The sequence below is a fragment of the Nocardia jejuensis NBRC 103114 genome, from assembly GCF_001613145.1.
Classification (GTDB): Bacteria; Actinomycetota; Actinomycetes; order Mycobacteriales; family Mycobacteriaceae; genus Nocardia; species Nocardia jejuensis.
In genome coordinates this window covers 1-11,233 of the sequence record NZ_BDBU01000085.1, presented here as the reverse complement: position 1 = coordinate 11,233, position 11,233 = coordinate 1, and the positions used below count along the sequence as shown (strand labels likewise).

Below are 11,233 nucleotides of genomic sequence, written 5' to 3'. Positions count from 1 at the left end.
CGGCGACGGCCAGCGCGGGGTCGCCGGTGGTGGCCTGCCAGAGCCGTTGTCGCAGTGCGGGGGCGGGCGGGTGCAGCACCTCACCCAGGTCGTTGAGCGGGTGCCCGTCCAGCACCTCGTGCAGGCGGGCGACCGAGGTGTCGTACTCCTCGTGTTTGCGGGCCAGATCCTTGCCGAATGCCGCCCACGCGCCGGGGAACGGGCCGGACCCGACGCCCAATTCCATTCGCCCGCCGCTGAGTTCGTCGAGTGTGGCGGCGTCCTCGGCGACCTTGAGCGGATCCTCCAGCGGTAGCACCAGCACGCCGGTGCCGAGCCGGATCCGCGAGGTGTGCTCGGCGATGGCGGCCAGCAGCACCAGCGGAGCCGATACGTGTTCGCGCCCCTGCCGGAAGTGACGCTGGATCACCCAGCCCGAGTCGTATCCCAGCTCCTCGGCCGTCTGGAACAGCTCGATCGCCTCCCGATACGCCTGGGCCGGCGGGATATCGCGGTCCAGGTGCAGCAGGAAGCCCAGGCGAAACGGCCTGCCGTCCTCGACCCCGGCGCCGATGTCCGGCGTTGCCGCCTGTGTCATAGGTATCTCCTGATTCTCGTGCCGCGCTGAAGGTTTCGGCGCTGAAGGTTTCGGCGCGACAGGTTTCGGCGCGGCGTCGTGCGTGCGCGCACCTCGTCGAGACGGCTCCCGCGCACCGAGCACTGACGTTTCCACCATGGTCAGAACAGTCCGGTGGTCGGCGGGTCCTCACCGGTCAGGTGGTACGCGCCCGCGACGGCCTGCTTCCATTGGCGCGGATTGTGATTGGCGGCGGTGCGGGCATTGCGCCAGTGGCGGTCGAAACCGAGATCGCGGTCGGTGATGGAGCCGCCGCCGACGTCGAAGAGCAATTCGGCTGCCTTCAGGGCGGATTCGATGGCGATCACCCCGGCCGTCGCGACCTCCACCGAGGCCGCCGCCCCGGCCGACCGTGCGTCCGAGCCGGTCAGGCCGCGCACGCGCTGCAGACTCTCGGCCGCCAGCAGCACCACCGCGCGGGCGGCCTGTGCGCGGGCGGCGATCTCCCCGACCGTCTGGCGCACGTAGGGATCCTCGACGCTCGCGTCGACCGAACTGTGTTTGATCGGACGGGCTTTCGTGCGGACGTACTCGATCGCATCGTCCAGGGCGCGCGCCGCGATACCGGCCTGCACGGCCGCCAGGTACAGCTGTGCGAAGGTCCCGAGCCACGGATTGTCCGGCGCCGCGTCCGTCTCCCCCGTGCCGATCACCTCGTCGGCGAAGACGGTCACCTCGGTGAACCGGGTTGTGCCGCTTGCCGTCAGGCGCTGGCCCACCGCGTCGAAATCGTCGAGCCGCTCGACTCCCACGCGGCCCACGGGCACCGTGAACCGCAGCACCGTGCCGTCCTCGGCACGCGCCTGCGTGGAGAACCAGGACGCGTACAGACCGCCGGTGGAGTAGTACTTCTCCCCGTTCACGATCCAGTTCGCACCCGCTCGGCGAGCGGTGGCGTTGATCTGCCCGCTGGCGCCACCGGTGCGCTCGTTCCCGGTGCCCGCGAACAGGTCCCGGTGCAGGAGCCTGGCCAGTGTCACCTGCCGATGCGGCAGATCCGGCCGCGACGCCACCGAATTGGCGGTCAGGAAGGTACCGCGCAAGGCCTGCGCCACACTGGAATCCGCGCGCGCGATATCGATCAGCACCTCGGCGAGCTCCCGGATCGAACCGCCCGCCCCACCGTCCTGCTCGGCGATCCCGATCAGCGCGATTCCCGCGTCGGCAAGCGCCCGCACATCCGCGAACGCATAGTCCCGTGCCTGCTCCCGCGCCCCGGCACTCGCCCCCAGCCGCTCGAGCACCGGCCCGATCTCGGCTCGGATGCCCGCCACGGTCACGGTCTTCGGCTCCACCGGCAGGCTCCCTGCGTGCGACACCGAAGCTTCCGGGGCGTGTAAACCCGCCGCACCCTGTCGCACGATGTGTCCCGCGCCGCTGTCGTACACGGCGGTCATGCCGGTACCTCCGTCGTCTCGCGTAGGCCGAGTGCGGCGCGCAGAGTTGCTCCGGTGGGGTTCGAGGGACCGCCGGCGGAGAGCAGAGGCACGAGGGTCCGGATGGCCGTCTCCACCGCGTGCGCGTCCCCGGCCGGCGCGAGGGCCAGACCATCGAGATGGTCGGACTCGGCCCAGGCCGACAGGTCCGAAGCCAATGCGGCGGTATCGGTGTCGGCGGTGACCGTTACGACGGCTCTGCCGATCAGGACGATATCGGTGCGGGTCCGGCCGGTGCCTTCCAGCGCCGCGCGCAGATCGCGATCGGCGGTGGCGGCGTGCTCGGGCTCGACCACGACCACGTCGGCGAATCGCGCGATCTCGGCCCAGCCGAGCTCGATCGGATCGGCGGCGACCAGAACCGGACGCCCCTGCACCGAGGACGGGCCGTCCAGTGGTCCGGCCACCTGATAGAAGCGGCCGTCGAAGTCGATGGGCCGGATCAGCTCCTGTTCGACGACCAGGGCGCGCTCCTGATCGGCGATCAGTGCCGTCCGCGGGAACGATTCCCACAGGCGGACAAGGATTTCCGCGTACTCGGACCAGCGCCGCGCCGGATCGCCGATGATCGAGTCCGGTGCGGTCGCACGGCTCACCTCGTCGTCCGCGCCGGGCCGCAGCACGACCCCGGCCCGCCCGGCGCTCGCCCGGTCGAAGGACAGGATGCGCCGCGCCACGTTGTACGGCGCGTTGCCGGTCGTGGGCAGATCCACCAGGTAGCCGATCTCACCGACCAGACCGGCCAGGTAGGCGGCGGCCACGCTCGGGTCGATCACGGGGCGTGTACCGGCCGAATCACGCAGGCGCACAGCGGCCGCGCCGCTCTCGTGTGCCGCGGCGGCGATTCTCGCGGCCGCGGCGAGCGGCACGAGTGCGATTGCCTCGTCCTGGGCGTGCGACTGTGGCGCACCCACGGCGAGGTCGATCAGGATCGGGGTTCCCATACTGTTGCCTGTCTGTCGGTGCGTCTGTGTCGGTGCGTCGCTCAGCGAGCGGCTTCGAGCGGTCCGCGGTCCCACACCCCGGAGGGTGCGTCCGGCAGTCCGAGGCCGAGGTGGTCGCGCAGCGTGGTGCCCTCGTAGTCGGTGCGGAACAGACCGCGCCGCTGCAGGACCGGAACCAGATGGTCGGCGAAATCGTCGAAGCCGGAGGGCAATACGTCCGGCATGACATTGAATCCGTCGGCCGCGCCGTATCGGAACCACCGTTCGACGTCATCGGCGATCTGTTCGGGCGTGCCCACCACGATGCGGTGCCCGCCACCGCCGGACAGCTTCTTGAGCAGCTGCCCCAGGGTCGGATTCTCGCGGTCGATGATGTCGCGCACCACCCGGTAGAAGGTCTGTGAACCGCCGGCGGTATCGGGCTCGATCAGCAGTTCGGCGGGAATCGGTTCGGCGTCCGACAGGCCCTCGAGGCTGAATCCCAGCTGCCCGCCCAGGCGTTCGCGCGCATACGCGTCCGGCAGCAACTCGTCCAGCAGTTCCCGGCGCTCCTTCGCCTCGGCCTCGGTGCTGCCCAGCACGGTCGACAATCCCGGCAGGACCACGATCTCGTTCGGGTCGCGACCGAATTCCGCGGCACCCGAGCGCAATTCGTCGCGGAAGGCCTTGGCCTTGGCGATATCCTGCTCGGCCGAGAAGATCACCTCCCCGACCCGTGAGGCGAGCCGTTTGCCGTCGCTGGATCCGCCCGCCTGCACCACCACCGGACGCCCCTGCGGTGACACGAAATCGGTGCGCGCGGACCACGCCGCCACCACCTGCTCCACGAACTCCGCCGCTCGCCGGTAGCGCAGGCCGTGGTCGGGCTCCCCGGTCCGGCCGAAGTTACGGGCCGCCACCGCACCGGCCGTCGTGACGACGTTCCACCCGAACCGGCCACCGCTGAGATGATCGAGATCGCCCAGGCGGCGAGCCACTTCGACCGGATCGTTGTAGGAGGAGGACAGCGTCGCGATCAGTCCGATGCGCTCGGTCTGCGCGGCGACGCGGGCCAGCACCGTCGTGGGCTCGAGGTTGTTCCCCGTGCGGTGCTTGATGGTCGGATCCAGGACCGGGCCGTCGGCCAGGAACACCGCGTCCAGCTTGGCCTGCTCGGCCTTGCGGGCGATCGAGGTGTAGTGCTCGATCCCGTAGCTGGCGCGCCCGTCGGTCCCGGGGAACCGCCAGGATCCGCCGAAGACACCGGCATTGAGGATATTGACGTTCAGATGCAGCTGTCGGCTCACTGCGCGACCCTTTCGCCGGTGACGGATTCGTCGGTGAGTGCGGTGATCGAGGGCCGGTTGCGGTAATAGCCGGGCACCGGGGCGACTCCGTTGACCAGGAAGTCGCCGATCACGCGGGGCTTGTAGACCACCGGATTGTGCGAGGCGAGCGTGCGCGCATTGCGCCAGTGCCGGTCCAGGTGCACGCTGTTGCGCACCGCCGAGGAACCGCCGGCGTCGAAGGCCCGGCTCGCCGCGTCCAGCACCGCCTCGATGATCCCGATCTGCGCCGCGGAGGCGTCGAGATACGCACGGGTGTAATCGGATTCGGCGCCGGTGCCGTGCGCGGCCTCGAGTCGCTCGGCGGCCAGGCGCAGCAGCGTTTCGGCGGTGAGGCTGCGCGTGTGGAGTGTGCCGATCACACCGAGCACCTCCGGATCGGCACTCGCCTGCTGTGTGGTGGCGTGCAGGCTCGTGCGGGTGCGCCCGCGCACGATATCGACCGTCTCGGCGACCAGACTGCGTGCGATACCGGTGAGATTCGCCAGGTGCACGATCTGCACGAACGAGTCCAGACCGCGCAGCGACTCCTTGAACCGGCCGATGTCGCCGTGCTCCTGAACCGGGACTTTCTCGAACAGTGTGGTGCCGCTGCCGGTCTGGCGCTGACCCACGCCGTCCCAGTCGTCCACGTGGGTGACGCCCGGGTGTCGCGCGGGAATCACGACGAACCCGCGCTCCCCCGCCTCGTCGACCACGGCGGCGCGAATGTAGTCGGCGTAGCGGGAACCGGTGGAGTAGAACTTGGTGCCCGATACGAGCCGTTGCCCGTCCGCGCCGGCCTCGACCCGGGTGATGGTCGCACCCCACGGCGGCGACGGTTCACCTTGGGCCGCAACGGCTTCGGCGACCAGGGCCGACGGCTCGGACTGTGCGTTGCCGAAGACCGCACCCCGGCCGATCACGCCGAGCCAGTGCGCGCGCACCTCGTGATCCAGTTCCGCGCGCAGGATCTCGGTGGTGGTGAAGTGCCCGCGCCAGATCTGCGGAATATTGGAATCGGCCTGCCCGGCCTCGGCCAGCAGCTCGAACAGCGTCGGCAGATCGACGCCGAAACCGCCGAACTCCACCGGCACTCGCAGGCGTCCGAACCCGGCCTCGGCCAGTCGCCCGATCAGCTCGTCGGGGTGCTCGAAGGCGAGATCACGATCGCCTGCGCCACTCGGGAATTCGGCGAGCACGGCGCGAATGCCGATCAGCGCCTCCTGCAGCGTGGCGGGTTGAACTGCGGTCATGACAAACCTCCGGTGAGTGAATGGCCGGCGATGGCGTCCAGCAGCCGGACCGTGTAGTCGTCGGCCGGGCGAGTGAAGATGTCCTGCACATCGCCCTGTTCGACGATGCGGCCCTGCCGCATGACGGCGACGCGATCCGAGATCGCCCGGACCACGGCCAGATCGTGCGAGATGAACAGGTAGGTCAGGCCGCGCTCCCGCTGCAGCGCGCGCAGCAGATCGAGAATCTGCGCGGCCACCGAGACATCCAGCGCCGAGATCGGCTCGTCCAGCACCAGCACCTTCGGTTCCAGGATCAGCGCGCGGGCGATCGCCACCCGCTGGCGCTGACCGCCGGACAGTTCGCGCGGATGCCGATTCACGAAATCCGCCGGGAGAGACGCTGCTTCGAGCGCGGCGACCACGCGGTCCTCGTTGCGGCGTCCACGCCGCAGGCCCCGGCGCGGCTCCTGGAAGGAGCGCAGCGGCTCGTCCACGACGTCGTAGACGTCGAAGCGGGGATCGAAGGAGGAGTAGGGGTTCTGGTAGACGATCTGCACATCGCGGCGCAGCGGGCGGAAGCCGCGGCGGCCCAGCCGGGTGATATCGGTCCCCAGCAGCGTCGCCTCCCCCGAGGTCGCCGCGGTCAGGCCGGTCAGGATGCGCGCCGTGGTGGACTTGCCGCTGCCGGATTCACCGACGATGGAGAAGGTTTCGCCGCGCTGGACGCGGAACGAGATGCCGTCGACGGCGGGGACCCCGTCGTATTCCTTGCGCAGGTCCCTCACCTCGATGACGGTCTCGCCCGGCGCGGCGGGAACGGTGCCGGCACGCGAGCCGGGAGCCGTCGACGAGTGCGCACCCGCACCCGGGTGCGGGTGCGGGTGCCCCGAGTCATCCGCGGGCGCCCCGGCGCCGGTGGCGAACACCCCACGGGTTCGCGGCGCGGCGTTTCGCGACGGGACGCTGTCGAGCAACTTCCGGGTGTATTCGTGACCTGGCTGTGCCACAAGCGCTTTCGTCGGCCCCCACTCGACCAGCCGACCCTGTCGCATCACTCCGATCAGATCCGAGCGATCCGCGGCGACCCCGAGGTCGTGTGTCACCAGCACCACACTGGTACCGCTGCGCCGCCGCAGATCGTCGATCAGATCGAGCACCTGCTTCTGCACGGTCGCGTCCAGCGCGGAGGTCGGTTCGTCGGCGATGATGAGATCGGGTTCGGCCGCGACCGCCGCCGCGATCAGCACGCGCTGGCGCATACCGCCGGACAGTTCGTGCGGGTACTGCCGGTAGCGTCGCTCGACCTCGGTGAACCCGACCAGGTCGAACAACTCGTACACCCGTCGGCGACGGGCCCGCGCGTCCAGATCGGTGTGCAGCAGCAGCACATCCTCGACCTGGTGCCCGACCCGGCGCACCGGATCCAGCGACGTACCGGGGTCCTGGGGAATCAGGCTGACCGCGCGACCGCGAATATCGCGCCAGCCCTTGCCCGACAGCTCGGTGAGCTCCTGATCACGGAAGGTGATCCGGCCTCCGGTCACACTCCCGTTGCCGGGCAGCAGGCCCAGCACCGCGTGCGCGGTCGTGGTCTTGCCCGATCCCGACTCCCCGACCAGTGCCAGCACCTGACCCGGCGGCACCTCGAACGACACCCCGTGCACAGCAGTCTCGATGCGGCGGCCGACCTGGTAGCCGACGCTCAGATCGCGCACCGCGAGCACCGCAGCGGCCACCGTGTTCGTCTCGGCGACGGGCGCGTGGACGACGGTCATGACGACACCCTCCTGGAGAAGTAGTGGGATATGTGATTGGTCGCCAGCACCACCACGACCACCGTCAGTCCGGGCCACAGGGTGAGCCAGCCGCGCGTCGCGATGTAGTTGCGCCCGTCCGAAACCAGCCGTCCCCATTCGGGATCCGGAGGCTGCGCGCCGAGCCCCAGGAAGCTCAGCGAGGCGATCCAGATGATCGCGATGCCGAACTGCACCGTGATGAGCGAGACGGTCGGCGCGATCGAATTCGGGATCACGTGGCGGCGCAGGATATCGAAGGTCGACGCCCCGCTGGTCGTGGCGGCCTCGACATAGTTACTGGTGCGGGCGGTGAGCACCTCCGAGCGAATGAGCCGTGCGAAGGTGGCCGCGGAGGTGAGCCCGACCGCGACACCCGCCTGCAGCACACCGAAACCCAGCAGCACCACGATGGTGATGGCGAGCAGGAACCCCGGAATCGACAGCAGTACATCGATCGCCCGCATGACCAGGTTGTCGGAGAAGCCGCCGAACCAGCCCGCGATCACCCCGAGCAGCGAGCCGACCGCAACGCCCACCGCGACCGCGATGGCGGAGCCGGTCAGCGAGGCCCGCGCACCGTAGACCACCCGCGAGTACAGGTCGCGCCCGAGCTGGTCGGTGCCGAACCAATGCTCACCAGAGGGAGGGCGCAGTGTGGATGCCGGGTCGACCGCCAGCGGATCGAAGGTGGTGAACAGCTGCGGGACGATCGCCCACAGCAGCACCAGCGCCACGATCGCGACGGCGGGAACCAGACTCCAGTGGCGCAGCAGACGTTTCGCCACACCGTCCGCCTCCGAGGACGAATCCTTCTCGGGGACGGCGATTTCAGACCCGTTCAGTGTCTGTGTCATGGCATCGCCATCTCGACGGGCAAGCGGGCCGGAACGACCACGCGAGCGGCGGGCACATCCGGAATCGGCTGTGCCACCGGCTTTCCGGTACGCCGCCGCGCTTTGCCGCCCACCAGCACCCGTGGGTCGATGAACGGATACGCCAGGTCCACAGCGAGATTCACCAGCACGTACGCCACCGTCGAGAGCAGCACCACACCCTGCACCACCGGCAGGTCCTGGGTATTGACCGAGCCGACGGTGAGCTGCCCGATCCCGTTGCGGGCGAACACCGCTTCGGTGACCACCGAACCGGCGATGAGTTCACCGAACGCGATACCCAGCAGGGTGAGCACCGGAAGCGACGAATTGCGCAGCACGTCCTTGCGGAACGCGTACCCCTCGCTCGCGCCCTTGGCGAACAGCACGTGCACGAACGGCTGACGCCGGGTCTGGCGCAGCGAGCCGGCGAACACCTGCGCCAGCGGCGCGGCGATCAGCAACCCCAGCGTCACGGCCGGAGCCTGCAGTGCCCGGAAGGAGCCGTTGTCCACCGAGGGAATCACGTGCAGGCGGAACGAGAGGAACTGCAGCGCAAGGATTCCCACCACGAAGGTCGGCACCGAGGCGAACAGCGCCGGTGCGGCTCCGACGATGTCGCGCAACCATTTCCACGGGGCGTAGTTGGCCGCGACCGCCACGCTCACCGCGAGGAGCAGACCGAACACCAGCCCCAGCGCGGTGAGCCGGAGCGTGCTGGGCAGCGCCTCACCGATCAGTTCCGCGACCGGTTTGCCGTTGGTCAGCGAGAAGCCGAAGTCCCCGGTGAACACCCCGGCAAGGCTGTGCAGATACTGCTGCCAGACCGGGCGGTCGAGTCCGTAGAACTCCAGCATGATCCGCCCGGCTTCCGGGGTGATCTGCGCTTCCGGGTTCTGGATCCGGTTGTTGACCGAATCCCCGGGCAGCGCACTGAGCAGCACGAACGACAGGGTGTAGGCGGCCCAGAGCACCAGGATCGCCTGCACCAGCCGTTTCACGACATAGACGCGCATCGTCGCACTCCGTTACTTCGAGAGCCAGGTGTCGTAGAGCCAGGTGCGCGCGGTGGATTCGGTGGAGAATCCGTGCACGTTCGGCGCGAGACCGAAGACCTGGGTTTCGTCGTAGAGCGGGATCACGTAGCCCTCGGAGAACAGTCGATCCTCGATGGCCTGCACCGCGGCGGTGCGCTTGGCCGGATCGAATTCGAAGGCCTGGGCGCGCACCAGCTGGTTCAGCTGTTCATCCGGTGTGCGAGCGTGCAATTCGTTGGTCGCGCCGCTGTCGAACGCGGTGCGCAGCACATCCGCCTCGGCCCGCGAGGTCTGTCCCTGTACCAGCGACCAATTGCCCGGGCGCGCGGTCTGGGTCGATTCGTATTCCGTCAGCGACGTGCTGTTGAGCTTCAGTTCGACGCCGGCCTTGCGCCACTGCGACTGCAGCAGTTCCAGCACCGGCTGCGACACCTGGTAGTAGGGCGAGACCCAGATATCGAGTGCCAATCGCTTGCCGTCCTTGGCGCGGATGCCGTCCGAACCGGCCTTCCAGCCCGCCGCGTCCAGCAGCGAATTCGCACGGGCGAGGTCGTAGCCCAGATAGCGGCTCGCATCACCGCGATTGGGGGTGTCCTGCACCAGGATGCTCGTGGGAATCGGGTAGCTCGGCGAGAGCACTGTCTTGTTGATCTCCTGGCGGTCGGTGGCGGCCTGCAGCGCCAGGCGCACATCCTTCTCCAGAACCGGCGTGGCCGAATCCAATTGGAAAGTCAGCTTGTTGGTCTGGCCCTGGACCGGGAACGCCTTGATGACGCCGCCGCCGGCGGTCACCGTCTCCTCGTCGTAGGGGGCGATGTTCCGGGCGATCTGCGCCTCGCCCGATTGCAGAGCGCCGACACGGGTGCCCGCCTCCGGAACGGTCTTGAAGACCACCTTCTCCAGATATGCCTTGCCCTGATGTCCCGACCCCTCGGGCGCCCAGTTGTAATCCTCGCGGCGCTTCAGCGTGATACCGGTGGTGCCGTTGACCGAATCGACCACGAACGGACCCGATCCGACCCAGTTCTTCGCCTGTCCCTGACCGTTCAGATCCTGCGCCAGGAACGACTTGGCCAGAATCGAACCGGCCCGGTAGAACGAAGCGACCTGGAGGAAGCCGACATTGGGCTTGGTGAAGGACACCTCGACGGTCAGCGGATCCACCACATCGGTGGATTTGTAATCGGAGAAGAAGCGATCCGGCGGAATACCGAGCTTGGCATCACCGAATCCGTGCTGATCGTAGTTCGCCTTCACGATCGCGGCATCGACCGGATCGCCGTTGCTGAATGTCACGCCCTCGCGGAGATGGAAGGTGTATTTCAGCTTGTCGTCGCTGATCTGCCAGGATTTCGCCAGCCACGGCTTGATCTCGCCGGTCTTCGCGTCCTGCCAGGTCAAACGCTCCGCGAGATTGTCGGTGACCTGACTGTTGGACCAAATGGAATTGGTGGGCAGCCATGCCGTGTACTCGATCGGATCGTAGAAATTCAGCGTGCCGCCGGCCACCGGGTCACCGGCGGCCTCACCCGGCGACGACTGCGAACCACCGCATGCGGTGAGCGCAGTCGCGAGAGCGATAGCCACTGTGCCCGCGGCCAGCAGCCGGCCAGGTCGTTTATTCCTCATCGCGGTGGTGAATCTTCCTCGGAGATCGGACGCGGTCACCGAATGCCAGTCCCGGCGAATTCGGCCCTGCTCTGTCCTTCAGCAGGCTAGGCCCGCCCGGCTCGTAAACCGCTAGTTCCGATCGGCAAGAGTCGCTACACGATCACTGAAGTTTCTCTTGAAACTTTCTCCACCCCAACCACTTTCGATCCCGCTTGGAATCACCGTGATTTCAAGAATCGATTTTCCGCATGAGACGGCACTTCCCCGCTCCCGCCGCGAAAACCGACGGCACGTGGCTCCTGTACAGCCGCACGGCCTTCATTCCCTACGGCGGGCCGACAGAGAACATCGGGCCGGCGGCCGAGGCGGCGGCCGCCCC

General features: G+C 68.4%; 9 protein-coding genes. All 9 read right to left on the bottom strand.

The window, feature by feature from the left end; genetic code table 11:
* On the bottom strand, positions 1 to 577 hold a 577-nt coding region (locus NJ1_RS37630; RefSeq protein WP_157574660.1), incomplete at its 3' end, for an LLM class flavin-dependent oxidoreductase.
* 140 nt (positions 578 to 717) lie between these two features.
* Positions 718 to 2,013: an acyl-CoA dehydrogenase family protein gene (locus NJ1_RS37625; protein WP_084479265.1), complete on the bottom strand. Its 1,296-nt coding sequence runs from the start codon at positions 2,011 to 2,013 to the stop codon at positions 718 to 720.
* On the bottom strand, positions 2,010 to 2,996 hold the full coding sequence (locus tag NJ1_RS37620; protein WP_067705103.1) for an LLM class flavin-dependent oxidoreductase: 987 nt from the start codon (positions 2,994 to 2,996) through the stop codon (positions 2,010 to 2,012). The genes NJ1_RS37625 and NJ1_RS37620 overlap by 4 nt, the downstream gene beginning before the upstream one ends.
* 41 nt (positions 2,997 to 3,037) lie before the next feature.
* Positions 3,038 to 4,282, bottom strand: coding sequence for an LLM class flavin-dependent oxidoreductase (locus NJ1_RS37615; RefSeq protein ID WP_067705101.1), 1,245 nt, complete (start codon positions 4,280 to 4,282; stop codon positions 3,038 to 3,040).
* Positions 4,279 to 5,556, bottom strand: coding sequence for an acyl-CoA dehydrogenase family protein (locus tag NJ1_RS37610; RefSeq protein ID WP_067705100.1), 1,278 nt, complete (start codon positions 5,554 to 5,556; stop codon positions 4,279 to 4,281). Before NJ1_RS37610 ends, NJ1_RS37615 begins: the two co-directional genes overlap by 4 nt.
* Entirely contained in the window at positions 5,553 to 7,313 is a 1,761-nt protein-coding gene (locus NJ1_RS37605; protein WP_067705098.1) for a dipeptide ABC transporter ATP-binding protein, read from the bottom strand. Before NJ1_RS37605 ends, NJ1_RS37610 begins: the two co-directional genes overlap by 4 nt.
* Positions 7,310 to 8,188 (bottom strand): ABC transporter permease, encoded by an 879-nt coding sequence (locus tag NJ1_RS37600; protein WP_067705096.1) that lies wholly within the window; start codon positions 8,186 to 8,188, stop codon positions 7,310 to 7,312. The genes NJ1_RS37605 and NJ1_RS37600 overlap by 4 nt, the downstream gene beginning before the upstream one ends.
* A complete protein-coding gene (locus NJ1_RS37595; RefSeq protein ID WP_067705094.1) occupies positions 8,185 to 9,222 on the bottom strand; it encodes an ABC transporter permease in 1,038 nt (345 codons plus the stop codon). The genes NJ1_RS37600 and NJ1_RS37595 overlap by 4 nt, the downstream gene beginning before the upstream one ends.
* A gap of 12 nt (positions 9,223 to 9,234) precedes the next feature.
* A complete protein-coding gene (locus NJ1_RS37590; protein ID WP_067705107.1) occupies positions 9,235 to 10,872 on the bottom strand; it encodes an ABC transporter substrate-binding protein in 1,638 nt (545 codons plus the stop codon).
* Positions 10,873 to 11,233: the final 361 nt, after the last annotated feature.

Bases quoted from the DNA above. Each gene is read 5' to 3' on its own strand.
- NJ1_RS37625 (WP_084479265.1), bottom strand. From the start codon at position 2,013: ATGACCGCCGTGTACGACAGCGGCGCGGGACACATCGTGCGACAGGGT.
- NJ1_RS37620 (WP_067705103.1), bottom strand. From the start codon at position 2,996: ATGGGAACCCCGATCCTGATCGACCTCGCCGTGGGTGCGCCACAGTCG.
- NJ1_RS37610 (WP_067705100.1), bottom strand. From the start codon at position 5,556: ATGACCGCAGTTCAACCCGCCACGCTGCAGGAGGCGCTGATCGGCATT.
- NJ1_RS37605 (WP_067705098.1), bottom strand. From the start codon at position 7,313: ATGACCGTCGTCCACGCGCCCGTCGCCGAGACGAACACGGTGGCCGCT.
- NJ1_RS37600 (WP_067705096.1), bottom strand. From the start codon at position 8,188: ATGACACAGACACTGAACGGGTCTGAAATCGCCGTCCCCGAGAAGGAT.
- NJ1_RS37595 (WP_067705094.1), bottom strand. From the start codon at position 9,222: ATGCGCGTCTATGTCGTGAAACGGCTGGTGCAGGCGATCCTGGTGCTC.
- NJ1_RS37590 (WP_067705107.1), bottom strand. From the start codon at position 10,872: ATGAGGAATAAACGACCTGGCCGGCTGCTGGCCGCGGGCACAGTGGCT.